This window comes from Ignavibacteria bacterium, assembly GCA_025612375.1.
Taxonomy (GTDB): Bacteria; Bacteroidota; Ignavibacteria; order Ignavibacteriales; family SURF-24; genus JAAXKN01.
In genome coordinates this window covers 1-17,520 of the sequence record JAAXKN010000036.1, presented here as the reverse complement: position 1 = coordinate 17,520, position 17,520 = coordinate 1, and the positions used below count along the sequence as shown (strand labels likewise).

The window sequence follows — 17,520 nt, the reverse complement described above, 5'->3', positions numbered from 1 at the left end:
GGAGTGAATTAAATGTCTAAAAAGGTTGCTTATTTGAAGTCTTTAGATGCAACCCAGCCAAATGAAGTACGTGTTAAGATAGCTGCTAGCCAGACTATCTTAGCCGGAGACCTCATCTCAATAACTTCCGGGAAGGGAGTTAAGGCTGGTGCGGCTGCAACGGGCATTCTGGGTATAGCTACTCAGGATATTACTACAGGAACTACTGTGACCGATGCTGATGCTATTCTTGTCATCGCCATCAATGAGAGGTCTGTAGTTCGTATGAGCTATGTGGGGACCACCAAGACCTCACTAGTTGATACAGATATGTATCTCACAGCCTTCGACATAGATGCTAACCAGAACATCAATCTTGATGATACTACAGGTGGCGCTATGTTAGTAGTTGGCTATAACAATACCAATAAAACGGCAGATGTCGTAATCAAGAGATCTGCTTTATGGAATTCTTAAGGAGGTGAAATATAATGCTTACTTCTGGTAATTTTCAACAGCTGCTCGAACCTAAATTCAGAAAGATCTTTTTCGATACTTACGATGAGATTCCTGAGCAGTACTCTGATATCTTCAACGTTAATAAGTCTAAGAAAGCTAAGGAGTATGACTACCATGTATCTGGTACTGGTGAATGGGAGGAGAAGGCTCCTGGTGGTCCTATTGGTGAGGAAGACATCGAACATGGTCTCGAAGTATCCTACGTACATAAGGCATATGCTAAAACTATCTCCATTGAGAGAGAGTTAGCAGATGATGAACTGTATGGTGTTATGGATAAATTGCCTAAGAAACTCGCACGTGGCGGTAGAGCTACAGTTGAGAAGACAGCTGCTGCCATACTCAACAATGCCTTCACCGTGGACGGCTACGATGATGAACCACTATTCTCCGATGCTCACCCATTGCTTAAAGGTGGAACCGCCGATAACCTGATGGCCCCTGGAGCTCTCTCAGATGCTAACCTTAAGTTAGGTCTTACCCAGATGAGAACTAACATGGTTACTGAGGAAGGGCTTAAGATGCAGGCTAAGGCTAAGAAACTCGTAATACCACCTGACCTTGAATTCACTGCACTCACCATTCTACACTCTGCAGGACAGTCGGGAACTCCCAACAATGATGTTAATACTCTGAAGGGTAAGTTGACCCCTGTGGTACTTGACTACCTCACAGATACTAACGCATGGTTCCTGGAAGATCCCGTACTGAATGAGCTCAACTTCTTCTGGAGGGTAAAGCCCGAGTTTAAGGGTACTGAGAACTTCGATAACATGGTAGCTAAATATCGTGGATATCTGAGATTCTCCTGTGGTTACTCCGACTGGAGAGGTTGGATCGGAAACGCTGGACAATAAGCTAAATTTAGATGACGAGGGGCCCTTAGGGCTCCTTGTTTTCTAGTATATGGAGGTGGAATGAGTTGAGAGGACGAGAATTATATACAAGGATGAGTAATGTGGGGATTGAACCCTCAGAGGAACAAGTAATTAACTGGATAGATGCCTGGCAAAAAGACCTAGCTCCAGACGGTGGATTGATAGTCAGGACTACATTCACCAACCCCGTGGCTGATGTTGAGAACGTGCTTCCACCTGATTTTATCTCCGTAGTAGAGTTCAGGTATCAAGGCAAGGAATACAGGAAGTCAGACCAGGTGAGGATAGATACTGAAGGTTACATAACCTTCCCTGAGACTCTACCTGGAGACATTATTCTAAGGTACAGACAACTACCTGCGGACTATATTAACCTAGACTTAGATCTGTCAGTACACCCCCTATTGCAGCCCCTGGGATTCTATTACCTATTGTCTCTGTACTATGACAAGGAAGGTGAGGGAGATGAAGAAAGTTCTATGGCATCCCGCTGGATGAATTTCTATGAGGCGAAGAAGGAGAGAACCCTAGATAAAATCAGGAATCCCTCTGGCTCCGAACCTGTGAAAACCTCAGATGCCCTACCTAAGAGGGGTAGACATAGTAGCTATGTGGAGGATGATGATTATGTCTAAAAGATTGACCGCCTATATCAACTTTAACCGTGGCCGGAATGGCACGGCTTCAGCTGATTCCCTGTTAGCCTCTGAGATGAGAGAAGCCCAGAATGTTGATTTAATGGTAAGGGGTGGATATTCACAACGAAAAGGTTGCATAAAGGCACTTGTTACTCCTCTGGGGACAACAGGTATCTCCCGATTGATAAAATATCCGGGTATGAATTTAGCTATTATAGATAAAAAATTGGTCAAATGGGATGGTACCGTATTACTTAGTACACTGTCTTCAAATGATGTAGGAGTTGAATACTTTACTAACCAGAAATTGTACATCGTGGACGGTACCAAATACTATGTATATGATGGTACTACCATTGCTGAAGTAACTCCCGCAACCAGCGCTGACCTAACTAACGTGAAGAACTGTAAGTTACTGATTCAACGTGGACAGAGAATGTTCGCTATGGGGGATAACACTAACAACATATATTTCTCTGCAACAGGAGAACCTAATAACTTTACGGCCTCCCAGGCCATAAGGGCTCTATCGACTGACCTGTACAATCCTGTGGCTGCAGCTCTCTATGGTGATGCTCTTATTATCTTCAAGAGAAATAGTGTATATGCTTGGACTGGCTGGGATCCGACTACGGATGTGGAGTTTCATCCTCTTAGGGTACATGATGGTACCCAATCCCCCCGTAGTGTATGTGCTGCAGAGGATTACTTGTTATATCTGGGTGATGACGCTATTGTAGCCCTAGTGTCTACTGAAAAGGATGTCATAAGTACCATGAAGGTATCTACTGGTGTAACTGACATCATAGAGACGTTAACCAATCGGGATAAAGCTGTGGGTGTATACTATAGGGGTTGTTATTATCTGGCCTGTTGTGATGACGGTTCAGGTATAAACAACCTTGTACTTAAGGGCTATGTGACTATGGCATTTCAAGGAGATGAGACGATCTCATTGAGGTCCTTTCCTTGGACGCTGTATAGGGGATGGTCTGTGGCCGATTGGTTCAAGGACGATAATGATGATCTCTACTTCGCTTCGGCAAGTACTGGTATGATTTACAAAGCGTTTCAAGGAGACAACGATGATGGCATCCCCATTGTTATGCAAGCCAAACATAGACTCAATCTTGATGATTCATTCCGTATCAAGAAGTTGAAATCTATCCTACTACTGGCAAGACAGTATGAGGGGGAAAGTTGTTACGTCGAGGTAGATATCTCCCTCGGTTACTACAAGGTGTCTAAAGGTGTCCGGATTGATGAGAGTGGGTTTTGGGATATTAGTGATTGGGATGACAATCTCTTCGATTTTGAGGATATTGTAAAGAAACAGATTGACCTAAACGGTCATAAGTGTGACCGATTGGAAATTACTATTCGCCACGATGTTATAGACGAACCCGTCACCATATATGGCTATGGTGCAGTATTTAAACCTAAGAAACCGAAGGGAGTGAAAACTAATGTCACAAATATCTAGAAAATTTGACTTTCAGCCGGGGACTAAAATTAAAAGTGCTGATGTAGACGATGAGTTTAATCAACTTATAGCCGGTCATAATGACCATGACACTTCTATAGGTACCTTAAACTCCCAGATGACATCAGCTAATACTCAGATAACGGCGAGTAACACTAAGGCTGATAATGCTGTAAGTACCGCTAATGCCGCCAATATTGCAGCAACAGATGCACAGACTAAAGCTAACAGTGCTGTTACCACCTCCAACAGTGCACTTAGTATAGCCCAGGCGGCTATGACTGAGGCGGATCAAGCTGCTACTACGGCTACAACAGTACAAACCAATTATGAGGCCCTTAGGCCTCAGATGGAGGACGCTGTAGCCTCTGTGGAAGGTAAAGCAGATAAGGCCTATGTTGATAGTGTAGCTAGTAGCTTTCAGATGGGTACCGTATTAGATAACTCTTTGACTGAGGCTAAGATGGCAGCTGACATGAAGAAACAAGCCGGAGGTGTAGCTAAGTTTGATGATCTTACCGCCTTACAAAATGAAATGACCACTGTGAAGACTAAGATAGTACCTCATCTGGGTACAACCACGAATGTAGGTAATGCCTATACGGTTACCACGAGTGAGACAATTGAATCAAATGATAAATTCTCAGTGACTTTTAATGTGGCAGCAACGGGAGCAGCTACCTTAAATACAATCTCCCTAGTTAAACCAGGAGGTTTATCACACCTACCTAAGGCGGGAACCTATACCTATTTCTACAATGGCTCAAATTTTCAGTTGTTGGGTGAGGAGGGGGTGATTTCAAAATTACCCAACTTGGTAAAGAACGGCAACTTCGAGAACGGGCTAAGTCCTTGGTATACCCCAAGCCCCGATGCTATACTAGGCATCGATACAACCTATAAAAAGTACGGCCTGAACGGTGCTGACCTGTATGTGCCTGCAGCCTTGAATGAGGGTTTCCTGATGCAAGATAATATTAAATATACCCAAGGGCATAAGTATTATGTATGCTATTGGGCATTGTCAAGTGTTGCTGGAAAACCTTCAGCAGTATACTTCCCGGCGACAGGAACATATCCAGTATCACCCCCAATAGAGTGTACAAACCCCTATACGTGGTACTTCAATAGCTTTATAAGTCAGGATAGTTCCATAGCCTCAGGTAATTACTCGATTAGGATAGACAATGATAACAATAATGTGGGGATGTCAATGGTATTCGACGGGGTAATGATAATAGACTTGACCGAATCCTGTGGCGCGGGTAAAGAGCCTAGCAAGGCAGACATGGATTACGCTATAAGTCTATTCGGAGGGTGGTGGGATAGTGACCTGGAGGCATTGACCGTTGACGGCACAATAACCGCTGCAGATATTACACTCAATAAAGTTGGATATAGTAATGGCCAGAGATTTGTTGGCACAAATACAAATGTGGGTTGGGCCTTCAGGACAGGTACTACCTCAGGGTCCCCGGGGGGTACCACTGTGGTAGACTTAGGTTTTGAGCCGTCCTTCGTATACATGCAGGTTCAAGAGGCCACATATAACGGCCTTAAGGAGATGTTTCTGTATGATGCTGCTAGTAGACTATTTCATATAGGGTATAATACAGGTATCAACTCTACCTACACGAAGGGTGGGCCAGCGGGTTCAACTTATCTTATGAACCATTGGGATATCCCCGCTGTTCAAGTTACACCAACTGCGAGCGGTTTCACGGTGATAAGTCAGTTAGCCGGTTGCGCTTACTTCTGTTGGGCATTCGCCTAGGAATACAATTAAAAAAGGAGTGATTTATAATGAGTAGACTAGCACTTGTAGTGTATGATCTCGAGGGGTACATAGAGTCAGAGCGGTATGACAGTAATCCAAGAATCCCCGTGGGTTTGCCGTATCTGTGGGTTACCGTACCGGATGGAAAACGCCTCTCAAAGATAGACCTTACGGGCATTGAGCCTCGGCCAGTGTTGGAGGATGCCCCAAAGAATGAGTTGACAATATTACAGGAAACCGTCGAGATGCTTGTATTAGCAAGTTTGGGGGTGTAAATATGTACGAGACATTGTGTAAATTATGGCAAGAAGGGAAACTCACCGAAGCCATGTTAGACAAGGCAGTAACATTGGGTTGGATCACACCACAACAGAAGGCTGAGATAATGTTACTTCCTAAGAACACTGTGGGTTCAACCACGTAAGGAGGATATTTATATGGCTAATACCTATACTATAAAGCCGGGTGAGACCCTGCCAGCGGTAGCTAAGAGATATAACACTACAGTGAACGCTATCACTCAGGCTAATAACATCTCTAACCCTAATCAAATCTATGCAGGCGGGGCACTGAAGATACCTACTATAGCTACTACACCTGCAGCAATCACCATCCCCACAGTGGGAGGCCAAGCCAAAGCTAATGCCCAGGCCCCAGCACCTGCTCCAACTCCGGCTCCAACTCCGGCTCCAACTCCGGCTCCTGCCCAAACCTCTGTGGCCGCTAAGCCACCAGCATTGACTGATTGGGCTGGTAAGAACGGTATACAGGTGGCATATAACAATGGTAAGGTTGTAATGACTAACCCGAGTACAGGGCAACAGGTATCATTCCTCTCCAATCAGGGAGAGAATTATGGTATCGGCGACATGGTAAATAATCGTCATACCGTGACTAATGTTGAGGCACTGAGGACTGCCTTGGGCATGGGTGAGACTACTAATAATGGGTCCCAAGAACAGATAGATTCTCTTATATCCATGTTACAGTCGCTGGGTCAGAGTCAGACACCATCTTTTCCTGTGATGGATTATAATCAAGCACGAACTCAGGCGGGCAATGAACTAAACCCTGATTACGATGCAGCAAAACGTGAGTTGATGAGACTTACAGATGTTGACTTAGAGAAGAGGGGGATATATAATGCCCCCTTAGCTTCTGGTATCGTTACTGAGAAGTCAGCTGACTTCGAATCTGGTAGGCAATCTGCTATCAACAAGAGAGCTGGAGAGATAGTACAACAGGACCAGGAGAATTCCTTCCAACGTCAACAGTTATATCTCCAGGATAGAGCCCAGAGAACTGATGCTCTTGCAAGTCTTCTAGGGACGTTGTCTAACAGGCAATTGAGTACCGCTGAAATGACCGGTATACTTAACGGTGTTAAGACCATTGCAGCACAACAGCTAGAAGCTGACAAGGCCTTTAAAGAAGCTGACTTGACTGGGTACTATAAGAATAAACCTACCTTAGACCGAGAGGAGTTTAACTTAGAGAAGTATAAGACGAACTTCAGTTCAGCCGTATCCAGGCTCGAGAGTCTCGGTTATGTAAGCAATGACGCTGATGCTAAGATTCTTGGTGTTGCCAGAGGTACGCAGAGCTTCCAGGCTAAGGATGCTATCGCTGAACGTCAGGCAGCAATGGCTAGACTCGATAAACAACTGTCCGCTGAGGCGTCTATTGCTGCAGCTGACAGGCAAGCAGCTAATGCTCGGGCTAGAGCTGATAGTGCTCTCGCAAACTTCAACAAGGACCTAGCTGTATGGGAACTGACTGGCAAGGCTCCTAATACCCCCGCAATGAAAGCCTACGGTATAGCTCCTGGCTCAGCATGGGTACCAAATGCCAATGACCAGATGAATCAGATACAGTTAGAGGACGCTAAGAAAAAATCTAACCAGTCTAAGATTGACAAACTGGTAGATGGTTATGCTGGCAGCTTACTCTCTGTGAAGGAAAAAGATGGTTATGACGCTGCAACTTGTGAGGCCATAGCAACAATAATTATCAATAACCCAACCAAGGCAGGGGCTCTTAACGCCTACAATTCGTATCGTAGTGCCTTAAGCAAGGAAGGTGTAGATGTAGGAAAAGTTAAATCTTCTTTGGAGGAAGCTTTCAAATTGGGAGATAATTTTATTAGTAACCAAATATATGACATGAAACGGTCTATAGGGGCCGAATAAGGAGGTGACAGGTATGGGAGTATTATCAAAGGGTCTTAGAGCCAGTCTGGGAGGTTACAGAAGTATCTTCGACGATAATGAAGAAGATGATCCATTGTCCTCTGTGACCCGTGGGATAACTAATGATGAGCGGAGACTTAAGAGCGTAAACGAATCGCCTGAGAAATCTAAGGAGGACGGTAACTTTCTGACCACTGTGCTTAAGAATTTGAGTAGATTTGGTTACGGATCTATGAACTATGTGAGGGAAATGACAGATCCACAGTCTGGTGCAACCCCTGGTATATACGACCCCTGGAAGGCCTTCAAACGTGGTTTCTCCCTGGAGGAACCTACCACTGGTAAGGAAGTCATGCAAGGTCTAGGACTAAACGGTACTCAAGGTATGTTCGGAGGTAAAGCTAAATGGTATAACCCCAGTCCTGCAGGTTTTACTGGTTTGGTTGCGGATGTAGTTAATCCTTTAGACCCCATCAACTGGGTGTCATTCGGAGTTGGTAATACTACTAAAACTACTGGAGTGAAAGGTGCAGGGGCTCTGACCAAGAGCTTTGGTTCAAGAGCCTCTCGTATTTCTGAAATCTTAGGTGATGAGGCAGTAGGTAGATTGGGAGCCCCATCTGTGGGCAAACTCATGGGTCAGGTAGGTAAAGAGGCTACCCGTAGTGGTCTTAAGGGAGATGCTCTGCAACAACTATTGCAACATATGAGCCAAGGTCTTGAGGAGACTGGGTTGAAAGCCACCAGTAGATTACCTTACATAGTGGAGAAACCTATTACAATAGGTCTTCAGAACCCGTTAAGCCTAGGCACAGGTAAGACTTTTGGGGAGATTGCCATCCCAGGTTCTAGCAAATTGTACGGGGTTGGTTCCAAAGTTAAGAGCGCCTTCATGGGTACTAAGGCGGGAGATGCCCTAGCTAAGGCATTCTCCACAAAACATATCCCACATAATGTGCCAGATACTGTGATTATACGTGACATCACCGGACGTCAAATGGATAACCTTATTAGCGACGCAGAGAAAGGAAGTTTCAATTCTCCACTAGACCATGATGAATTAATACAATTAAAAAATGAGTTGAACAGCATTCCCTCTATCAGTACCACATTCGACCCTAAAAGGGCTGACGCTGGGACACACGTTAGTTTTGATAGTGTAGCTAACACTGTGGGCTTAGACACTAATTTAGCCCGTACCTTTTTTGAGACTGAGTTACCTTTTACTATGGACATTAAGGAGATATATAATGTGCTGGCGGGTAACACGGCTAATCCTGACACGGCTAAAAACATGTTCACTCAGGCCGCCAAGCTCCGTAAGGTTATGGACCAATTAGCTGATAATATACCTAATGAGTTAATGCCGTTCTTCAAAGGTACTATGATGACTCCAAACCGTATGCCTAACTTTAGTGGCTCGGTACTTGAAGATATACCACAGGGTACTAATGCTTCACCTATGATTAACTACATATTCAACTATAAGGGCGTAGACATATCTGCAGTAATAAATACTTCAAAAAATTTCAATGATGATATATGGGTAAAATTGGGAGGTACTATCCGTGCGCTGGATGAGTTGCCTGCCGAAAATTTACAAGTATTGAAGGACAGAATTCAGGTGTCACCTGTGGAGCTAGGTAGGAACGAAGGGAAGGCTGTTCAGGGTTATACCCTTGATGACCAGCTCATAGTACTTGGTAGTCCCGCTAAGCAGGTATTACCCCATGAGTACGGTCATGCTATCCAGAATGCTTCTGGTGACAACATTGCTGTGGGGTATGCCGATGCTGTGGAGAGGGACGGAGGTCTTAATCAATATGCTATGGGCCAGACTGACCAGGCCACAGCATTGAAGGAAGACTTTGCTGAGTCATTCCAGAATTATATTGCTAACCCTGAACAGTTCGCCACTGAGTCCCCCGCAAGGTCCCAATACATACAAGATATCTTGGAGAAAACTAAGATAACTCCAGAAGAGCTTAGTGGGCTGATGCAGGAACAAGCTACAAGAGCTAACAATATGTCGAATATGCCATCCGCTGACCAACAATTGGATACCATATTGTCTCAGGTTGACGATGCTATGAAGCAAGGTATGACTAAAGGTGGGACCTTTCAAGAAGGTTCTGAAGCTTATCAGGAGTTCCGTGGTGAGTTGACTCGTATCTTTGAGGAGTCTGCCAATAAGGTAGAGAACTTTGTAAAACAAGTCGAGGTTATATTCAAAGATATACCCCTCCAGGAACGTAAGAAGATAATGGAGACCGCTGCTGGAGGTTATGTTGGGAATGTCAACATGAGGACTGACTATGCTCCAACCTGGTACACCAAAACTGAGCATGACGTATTGCCTAAGATGGGTAATTCAATGCCTGTGGACCAATTCAGGAACCTGCTTAAGTCACAGGGTGTTAAAGAAGATGAGGTTAAATGGCTAGGCATCGAAGACCTGCTGAGGGGTAAAGACAAGGTTACTAAGGCAGAAGTACAGGACTGGCTTAAATGGAATAATCTTGAGATACAGGAAGTTACCAAATCGGGTGAGTTAAATCTACCGGAGGGTTTTTCAGCTACAGATGCCCTAGACGAGATCAACAGGAACGCCGAGCACACAAAGTATGCCCAATACACCTTACCGGGGGGTGAGGACTATCAAGAGATGCTGTTTACCCTGCCAGGTGAAACCAAGTATCAGTCGGGACATTGGAATGAACCTAACGTAGTAGCCCATACAAGATTCGATACTAGAACTACTGATACGGGCGAGAAGGTTCTATTCGTTGAGGAGATACAGTCTGACTGGCATCAGGCAGGTAGGGAGAAAGGTTATCGACCCGATTCAACCGCTCTAATATCTCAGATAAAAGATATGAAACCTCAGGTTATGGATATACTTAAACAGAATGACTACCTGGGTTTCGATACCCCTACACAGGCCTATAGGGCTATAAGTGACCTTGCAGGTGACATACGGAACTGGGAGTTGAACTCAACGGGAGATTATGCGGTACTACGGGAATATAAAGGATTGTTGGAACAAAAAAACACTGTTGCTCAGCAGGTAGAGCATGCACCATTTGAGAAAACATGGCCCGAATTCGTGGAGAAAAGACTCATTCGTTACGCAGCTGAGAACGGCTATGACAGGATAGCCTGGACCACGGGTACCCAGCAGGCTGCGAGATACAGCCTTAGTAACACTGTGGATAGATTGATATATCACCCTGATGAGCAGGTACTGTCTGGCTACATGAAGGGCGAGAGACTGTTCTCCGAGACTGTACCTAAGGAACAACTTGGTGACTATATAGGTAAGGAACAAGCTTTACACATTATGAAACAATCTCCCGATGAGACCGGCCAATTAGTTCTACAGGGTGCAGACCTCGATGTAGGAGGCTCCGGTATGAGAGGTTTCTATGACCGGATGGTACCTGCTCAATTCGAAAAGATAGGTAAGAAATTTGGAGCTAAAGTGGAGTACGCCACAGTTGATGGTGTCCAACAGATGTCTATCCCTGTGACTGATAAGCTTAAACAATCTGTGCTCTACGAGGGACAACCCCTGTTTAAGCAAGGTGACAAGGTAACAAATGAATTGAGCGAACGGGGTCAACAAGCTCTTAATTCCTTCCTTAAGTGGAGAGATTCAGTAGTCAAGGAGTACAGAAACCTTCAGATACCTATACATGAGCTTGAGAACTATGTACCGTTCATCCCTGTGAGGGGGCTCAAAGAACCCGAACAGGAGGCGCTAAGAACTATGTTTGGTACGGGTATGAAGTCAGGGGATGAACTAAATACCCTCCTCGATACCCTCGCTAAGACTGACCCTAACCTGCATGAAAGAACTACTCAGGCCAAGAGCCCGGCTGAAGTTAACAAAGTACTCGGTAAGGAATGGCTCACGGAGGATGCGGCATTAGCCATGGCACTCCGTGGCACTCGTGCTATCAAGGCACAGGAGGTAGCTAAATTCTTAGACGGCTTCCTGGGCAAATATGGCCTTAAACCTGAGGATCTTGGGGCTATGGCTGGAGGTAGAATACCCAATGGCTATAAAATGTACATTGTTAAGGTTGAGGATAGTGGTAAAAAGGTATTACAGGAAGTATTCAATGCCCCTGGTATAGCTCAGAGGAATGTTGAAGGTTTCTTCATACCCGAAGAGATGGCTAATATATACAATGAGTACACAGATTTGATATTCGGCGTTAAAGCTAAGCATCCATTACTCAAACTGTATGATTCTGCCACCTCTGCTTACAAGAAAGTGGCATACCTGTGGAATCCTGGACATATACCCAGAGACTTCATTGGTAACGTCTTCAACGGTTATTTAATGGGTGTAGTTAACCCCCTTGAGTATGCACAGGCAGCTAAACTGCTCCGGAGACCCCAAACTGTAATTGACTTACCAGGCGGTAAGGTTATGATACAGGACCTCCTAGATAGAGCTGAAAAAATGGGTGTACTTGATGTAGGGGCATCACTTGCTGAAACTCCCAGAGACGTTATAGACCGTTTAAATTTGCCTGGTAGAAACACAGTTGTCAATGCTGTCAGTAAATATTCATCACTGATGAGACAAGGTAGTAAAATGTCTGATACCCTCACCAGATTCACCGGTCTGTTACATGAATTAAAGGCTGGTAAGAGTCTGACTGAAGCCTCAGCACAGGTTAAGAAATTCTACTTTGACTACTTTGACCTAACACCTTTTGAGAGAAAGGTAATGAAAAGGATTATACCTTTCTATACTTGGATCCGTAAGAACATACCTTTACAGGTAGAACAATTATTTAAGAACCCCAGAAACTTCGCTAGAATTGGTGACGTTATGAACGCCGCAAGTGGCGAAGCTGTAGACTGGGATGAGCAACCCGAATACATCAAGGAATCCGGAGCTGTCCAACTGGGCTCAGATGGTCCATACGTCGCCTTCAACCTTCCATTCACTGATCTATCTAGAGTACCCACTAACATGGATGCGATAATGCAACTATTATCCTCTGTGAACCCCATTATAAGAGCTCCTATTGAGTCAGCTACTAACCTACAATGGTTCACTGGTCAACCCCTCGAAGATTATAAGGGACAGACTCGTGACATCCCATTAGCCGGTTTACTGAGATACCTTGGTGCTATAGATAAGGACCAACGGGCCCCTCAGGTAGATAATCGAGTAGTGGGTAATGCTCTTGACCAGATTCCTCTATTGAGGAATGTTGATGTTATGACTAACCCCGAGAGCCCTCGTAGAGTATCTCGAATATCTTCCTTTATCGGAGGCCCGTCAATCTATCAAAGAGAGGGGGTAGAGAGGAGTAAACTCTACGAGGAAAAAAATGAGCTGGATACCCTTATCAAGCAACTGAAGGCTGAAGGGGTAGATATTCCTACCACGAATGAGTTGAAGAAGACTGGGGGTAGGTCTAGAATCAAGCAATTATTGTCTGGAGGGGGCGAATAGTATGGACAACGTAGTATCCCGAGATGTCTGTAAGGTGGTTCATAAGGCTATGGATGAGAATATAGAGGAGATGAAGGGTCATATGCAGAAGATCGATGAGTCTATAGCTTCATTGAGCAAAATATCTGAACAAAACCAGACCATCATTGAGATACTCATGGAGGAAAGAGAACTAAGAATGACACAGACCAAGTCTCCCCATGTGTGGTCACAACCATGGTTTAAGTATATCGTAGTAACTGGATGCATCGTATTACTCATATTGGTTCTAGGAGTCACCAGTGCCTCTGTGGTAGAGAAAACGATTCAAGTTTTGGGCAAGATGCCTAAGTAAGGAGATGATAGTATGTATAGTATCTATCTGAGCCCCAGTACACAGGATAAGAACCTTGGAGTAAGAGGGTATGGTACTGAAGAACAAAGGATGAATGACATAGCGGACCTAATGGAGCCCGCTCTTAAAAAATTAGGTATAACGGTATACCGCAACAACCCAGGCATGGGTGTGGTAGAATCGGTGAAAGATAGCAATCTACGTAAGCCCACGATACATTTAGCTATCCATTCTAATGCCTGCAACGGTAAGGCTAGGGGTTGCGATGTGTTCTTCCATAAAGCGGGAGGTCAGGGAGAGAAGTTTGCTAAGATAATCTATCACCATCTTAGTCCTATAACACCCGTCTCTGATAGGGGAGTACATGAGGGACAGAATCATTTTGGCCCAGGTAAACCCCTGTACGAAACCGCATACACAACAGCCCCTGCGGCCCTGGTAGAGGTATCATTCCATGATAATGTGGAGGATGCCGCATGGATTATAGACAACCTCAGACATATAGCACAGGCTCTAGTAGACTCTGTGGTAGAGATGTTAGATATCAAACCTCCCATAGACACTTACCAAGACGATATATGTGCTGTCGCTAGGGCAATAGGTATCGATGCAGAGTACTGGGGTAGAAGATCAAATATTGACCCCCACTTTAAGGGTCTAGTCCATAAACTCGCAGAATACATAAGGAAGGAGAAATAGTTATGAAACAGAACAGATGGAGAAGTAAGGTGATGTGGGCTACAGCAGCCTCACTAGTAGTAGGAACTCTTGTCACCGTGGGTGTAATAACCCCCACAGAGAGTGAAACCATCAACCAGGTTATAGGAACCGTATTAAACCTCGCAGCTCTTTTTGGTATCGTCAATGACCCCACTACTCGAGGTCAATTATAATGGGTGAAATGACAAAAACCATTAAATTATCAGTGTCTTAAAATTCTCTCAAATCAATTCTATATATATTACCGGTGTAATGACATGATTGAATATTCAAGAATGTCATTACACCATTTTTTTTTGCCTATAAAAAGGGGACCCCGTAGGGTCCCAGTGAAAGGGAGGTAAATATGAAATGCACTACATGTTTTGGTGGATTATTTCTTAACTTTGGTTACAGTCTTCTGAGTAGCTACAGTCTTCTGAGTAGCTACAGTCTTCGGGGTCCCAGCTGCCTTTGGAGCTTCGGTCTTTGAGTCTTCAGTTTTTGGACTTTCAGTCTTAACATCCTTAGCCTTGAAGGCATCGATGATTTCCTGAACCTGTGGGTCATTCTTCTTCCAGGCGTATCTCTTAGACTTATCAGTCTCCATGTCACGGTAGTTCTTTCTCAGGAATACTCTTAATTCACGGGGTTCTACACCACACTGTTCAGCAATGTAGGATACCCCAACTTCATCATCAGCCAGGGGTTGTGTACTTGTGAGTCCACTGCCTGTAGGCTTCTTGTTTTTATTAACCTTCTTGTCCTTGGTGATGGCCTTCTCTTCGAGTTCAGCTTCTATATCGTCACCATCAGCTTCACTATCAGCTTCGTCAGGTACCTCTTCATCTGTGATGTCCTCTACCTCAACCCCATCAATTTCGAGGTCTTCAATGTTTATCTCGATGTCATCCATCTCCATCTCAGATTCCTCGATTTCAGGTTCCTCAACCTTTTGTACTGCCTTTGTGTTACCTTTTACTTTGTTAGCCATTGTTTTATTCTCCTCTCAAATCTTATAAGTTTTATTTGATACTACAATTATATAAGTAATTGAAAAATTTGTCAACTACTTTTATGAAATTTTTTTAAAAAATTTTTATAAGGATTCATCGATCTGCCAAACGGCTTTCCTTAAATTACAGGCGACTGAATGTAGAGAATTAGCCTTACCCTGTACGGTATCGGGCATGTTTTCGAAATTGGGCCACAGTGTTACATTCGCCCCGAATAGCTTCCTAGCCAAACAATTAATTCCCTCATATAACTCATTGAGCTCTCCCAGAGTACGATTCAGACATTCCTCTACAGGTCCTGCTTCCACAGGAGTTGGACACGGTCCGGCCGGTCCCCCAGCACACGTTTTTGCCTCCGACACAATTTCTCCCCTCATTGCTTGATTTAATAACTCACTCATCGTAAAGTCTCCTTCCATCTCGTATGTCTAATGCTTCCTGTACATTGTAGGCAACCCCAACTCGGGCTCCTACCTTTTTAAGTAACTTCATTGTGTGGTCTTGTATCATGGTTGGTCCATTACCGGGGCACTTAACTTCAATCCCTATGAACCTTCCTTCATAACAACCAATGATGTCCGGTATACCAGCCCGTTGAAACGGTGAGCCATGTACCTTGACCCACCATCCCCCTTGGGCAATCAACCACGTAGTTATCTTTCCAACCAAGGTGGTCTCTGGCTTTCTACTCATACATCAATCTCATCCACATCGTCAGCCATCGTAGTATCGATTTCCTCATCTTCGGTGGCATCAACTACCTCTTCCTCTTCTTCCTCAGCGACTTCATCAGTTACCTTCTGAGCGGCTATCTGGTCAGCTCTTCCCCATCCTTTGGGACCTTTTGCAGCTTTCCATACATCCGCAACCTTCGCTGAAGGTTTACCCTTATACTCTTCATGTACCACGGTGATTCCAACAATCTTTCCTATAAACTTATCTGTATCAATGCTCATCACAGATTTTGGTACATCGAACCCACAGGCTATAATAGAATTTCTAAGGCTGAATAAGGCCTTCGGACTAAGTGAAGTATAGTTAAACATTTTACTACCTTTATGCTCACCAGCACCTATCAAGAAAGTCCACTTCAAAGACTGCTTACCATTCTCCTCATTCCTGTGCAAATCAACCTTGCCTACCTTACAGATGTAGTCTCCCTCAGGTACTACTACCCTGTCCTCCACATTAGTCATGTCTACTTTTATCTTTGCCATGATTTATCCTCCTCCTATTTTTTAATTTTGCTCTTTGGTTGTGGCGGCGCCCATTCACCGTCCATTATCTTCTTCAAAGTAGTGTAATTTGGGTTAAGTATTGCTGTGGGGTACGCTGCTCCTATTGGAGTACGTATCTTGGTTACATGTTTATCAGATACAAGCCTCATACCAAACTTCTTCTTTACAACTCCCTCATCAGTCTTACTAACAACCTTGTAGGTGTAACCAATCAGGTCTACAGCTCCTCCCAGAATTGACCGAGCACTTTTTGAAATCATAGGGAACACTGTTGGGTCCTTATCATCGTCAGCAATGCTGAGATCAATGTCTTCCTCCTCTTCACGTTTCTCCTGTGCAATGAATACTACGTTCATAGGTAGATTTCTGAAGTCAACTAACCAGCGTTTCATCAACTGTGACAGTCCGCCCCAGTCTCTCTTCGTAGGCATGTCCATATCCTTTGTAGAGTCGAATACAGATTCCTTACCCATTACAAACTTCATGGCTAATTCCTGTAGAGTAGTAACATTGTCTAGAACGACTGTCTTAAAGGGATGATTACCTGTTTTCAGGTACCAATATGACATTTGAAATAGGTCAAAGGTATCAACGAATCTCTTCTTAGATTCCTTTGTACCAACCAATGCCTTTGTACCTCGCTCGTTGAGATCCAGTATAAGACGGGGTCCGGGGAAGGTACCGGCAACTGTAGTCTTACCTGTGCCGTTTGCTCCGTAAATGAGAGCCTTAACAAAGTCTTCTGACTCACGGGTTATCTCCTCAATCCCCTGTTCAAATTCAGAAAAGTCCATGACTGCCAATCCCGAGGCTGATTGAGTCTCTACCACAGGTTCGTTAACCAAGTCACTGTCCATGTCTAAATCTTCACTATCCAGATCGATGTCCTCAGTTGTCGGGTTCACTTTCGCCTTTGTCTTCGTTGCCACTATGTTCACTCCTTTCATAATTTAATTTTATTAGCATAGAGGTGTCCAGGCCTTGCAGTTCTGCAAGACAGAGATCTCTGTACTCACATTTTGGTCTTTCACAGGTGAAACTCAGTGCCCTCGTATTGCACTTCCCATTGAGAGCCATTATCTGTCTTCCTGTGTTAATGATGTCCTTCATGACTTGGTCAACCATATCCTTAGATTTTGTGATAGGGATACGTCTGAAGAACAGATTCTCATCTAGGACTTTAAGAAAGTCTTCATAGTCCTTCGGGTCTAAGCCATTTTTCTTTAGACAAGCTATATACGTGTAACGGTCACAACTTATCCTTCTACGTGACATAGTCCCATTTTTCAAC

The 17,520-nt window shown here is 44.3% G+C and carries 14 protein-coding genes and 1 pseudogene; 11 read left to right on the top strand and 4 right to left on the bottom strand.

The window, feature by feature from the left end; translation table 11 throughout:
* The first annotated feature begins 12 nt into the window (after positions 1–12).
* The 11 genes and pseudogenes from HF312_17095 to HF312_17045 all read left to right on the top strand — a co-directional run bounded on the left by HF312_17095 (position 13) and on the right by HF312_17045 (position 14,169).
* The gene (locus tag HF312_17095; GenBank protein ID MCU7521934.1) at positions 13–456 is read left to right on the top strand and encodes a hypothetical protein; all 444 of its coding nucleotides are present in this window, start codon (positions 13–15) and stop codon (positions 454–456) included.
* Between the two features lie 14 nt (positions 457–470).
* A complete protein-coding gene (locus HF312_17090; GenBank protein MCU7521933.1) occupies positions 471–1,355 on the top strand; it encodes a hypothetical protein in 885 nt (294 codons plus the stop codon).
* A gap of 65 nt (positions 1,356–1,420) precedes the next feature.
* Entirely contained in the window at positions 1,421–2,011 is a 591-nt protein-coding gene (locus HF312_17085; protein MCU7521932.1) for a hypothetical protein, read from the top strand.
* Entirely contained in the window at positions 2,004–3,497 is a 1,494-nt protein-coding gene (locus HF312_17080; GenBank protein MCU7521931.1) for a hypothetical protein, read from the top strand. Before HF312_17085 ends, HF312_17080 begins: the two co-directional genes overlap by 8 nt.
* A complete protein-coding gene (locus HF312_17075) occupies positions 3,481–5,271 on the top strand; it encodes a hypothetical protein (GenBank protein ID MCU7521930.1) in 1,791 nt (596 codons plus the stop codon). Before HF312_17080 ends, HF312_17075 begins: the two co-directional genes overlap by 17 nt.
* Before the next feature lie 29 nt (positions 5,272–5,300).
* On the top strand, positions 5,301–5,549 hold the full coding sequence (locus HF312_17070; GenBank protein MCU7521929.1) for a hypothetical protein: 249 nt from the start codon (positions 5,301–5,303) through the stop codon (positions 5,547–5,549).
* Between the two features lie 162 nt (positions 5,550–5,711).
* A pseudogene (locus HF312_17065) lies at positions 5,712–5,828 on the top strand (LysM peptidoglycan-binding domain-containing protein).
* A 1,648-nt stretch (positions 5,829–7,476) separates the two neighbouring features.
* On the top strand, positions 7,477–12,942 hold the full coding sequence (locus HF312_17060; protein MCU7521928.1) for a hypothetical protein: 5,466 nt from the start codon (positions 7,477–7,479) through the stop codon (positions 12,940–12,942).
* A gap of 1 nt (position 12,943) precedes the next feature.
* A complete protein-coding gene (locus HF312_17055; protein MCU7521927.1) occupies positions 12,944–13,276 on the top strand; it encodes a hypothetical protein in 333 nt (110 codons plus the stop codon).
* Between the two features lie 12 nt (positions 13,277–13,288).
* Complete coding sequence (locus HF312_17050) at positions 13,289–13,975, top strand: N-acetylmuramoyl-L-alanine amidase (protein ID MCU7521926.1); 687 nt, start codon at positions 13,289–13,291, stop codon at positions 13,973–13,975.
* Between the two features lie 2 nt (positions 13,976–13,977).
* Complete coding sequence (locus HF312_17045; protein MCU7521925.1) at positions 13,978–14,169, top strand: holin; 192 nt, start codon at positions 13,978–13,980, stop codon at positions 14,167–14,169.
* Positions 14,170–14,369: 200 nt separating this feature from the next.
* On the opposite strand, the gene HF312_17040 is transcribed toward HF312_17045, so the two are convergent.
* The 4 genes from HF312_17040 to HF312_17025 all read right to left on the bottom strand — a co-directional run bounded on the left by HF312_17040 (position 14,370) and on the right by HF312_17025 (position 17,158).
* The gene (locus HF312_17040; protein ID MCU7521924.1) at positions 14,370–14,969 is read right to left on the bottom strand and encodes a hypothetical protein; all 600 of its coding nucleotides are present in this window, start codon (positions 14,967–14,969) and stop codon (positions 14,370–14,372) included.
* A gap of 415 nt (positions 14,970–15,384) precedes the next feature.
* Positions 15,385–15,684, bottom strand: a complete 300-nt coding sequence (locus HF312_17035) for a VRR-NUC domain-containing protein (GenBank protein MCU7521923.1) — start codon at positions 15,682–15,684, stop codon at positions 15,385–15,387.
* Positions 15,681–16,208 (bottom strand): DUF669 domain-containing protein, encoded by a 528-nt coding sequence (locus HF312_17030; GenBank protein MCU7521922.1) that lies wholly within the window; start codon positions 16,206–16,208, stop codon positions 15,681–15,683. The genes HF312_17035 and HF312_17030 overlap by 4 nt, the downstream gene beginning before the upstream one ends.
* A gap of 14 nt (positions 16,209–16,222) precedes the next feature.
* Positions 16,223–17,158 carry an AAA family ATPase gene (locus tag HF312_17025; protein ID MCU7521921.1) on the bottom strand — a complete coding sequence of 312 codons (936 nt, stop codon included), beginning with the start codon at positions 17,156–17,158 and terminating at the stop codon, positions 16,223–16,225.
* Positions 17,159–17,520 lie beyond the last annotated feature (362 nt).

What these genes read in the sequence shown, in the direction of transcription:
- HF312_17095 (MCU7521934.1), top strand. Translation starts at nt 13, where the DNA reads ATGTCTAAAAAGGTTGCTTATTTGAAGTCTTTAGATGCAACCCAGCCA.
- HF312_17090 (MCU7521933.1), top strand. Translation starts at nt 471, where the DNA reads ATGCTTACTTCTGGTAATTTTCAACAGCTGCTCGAACCTAAATTCAGA.
- HF312_17080 (MCU7521931.1), top strand. Translation starts at nt 2,004, where the DNA reads ATGTCTAAAAGATTGACCGCCTATATCAACTTTAACCGTGGCCGGAAT.
- HF312_17075 (MCU7521930.1), top strand. Translation starts at nt 3,481, where the DNA reads ATGTCACAAATATCTAGAAAATTTGACTTTCAGCCGGGGACTAAAATT.
- HF312_17070 (MCU7521929.1), top strand. Translation starts at nt 5,301, where the DNA reads ATGAGTAGACTAGCACTTGTAGTGTATGATCTCGAGGGGTACATAGAG.
- HF312_17060 (MCU7521928.1), top strand. Translation starts at nt 7,477, where the DNA reads ATGGGAGTATTATCAAAGGGTCTTAGAGCCAGTCTGGGAGGTTACAGA.
- HF312_17055 (MCU7521927.1), top strand. Translation starts at nt 12,944, where the DNA reads ATGGACAACGTAGTATCCCGAGATGTCTGTAAGGTGGTTCATAAGGCT.
- HF312_17050 (MCU7521926.1), top strand. Translation starts at nt 13,289, where the DNA reads ATGTATAGTATCTATCTGAGCCCCAGTACACAGGATAAGAACCTTGGA.
- HF312_17045 (MCU7521925.1), top strand. Translation starts at nt 13,978, where the DNA reads ATGAAACAGAACAGATGGAGAAGTAAGGTGATGTGGGCTACAGCAGCC.
- HF312_17040 (MCU7521924.1), bottom strand. Translation starts at nt 14,969, where the DNA reads ATGGCTAACAAAGTAAAAGGTAACACAAAGGCAGTACAAAAGGTTGAG.
- HF312_17035 (MCU7521923.1), bottom strand. Translation starts at nt 15,684, where the DNA reads ATGAGTAGAAAGCCAGAGACCACCTTGGTTGGAAAGATAACTACGTGG.
- HF312_17030 (MCU7521922.1), bottom strand. Translation starts at nt 16,208, where the DNA reads ATGGCAAAGATAAAAGTAGACATGACTAATGTGGAGGACAGGGTAGTA.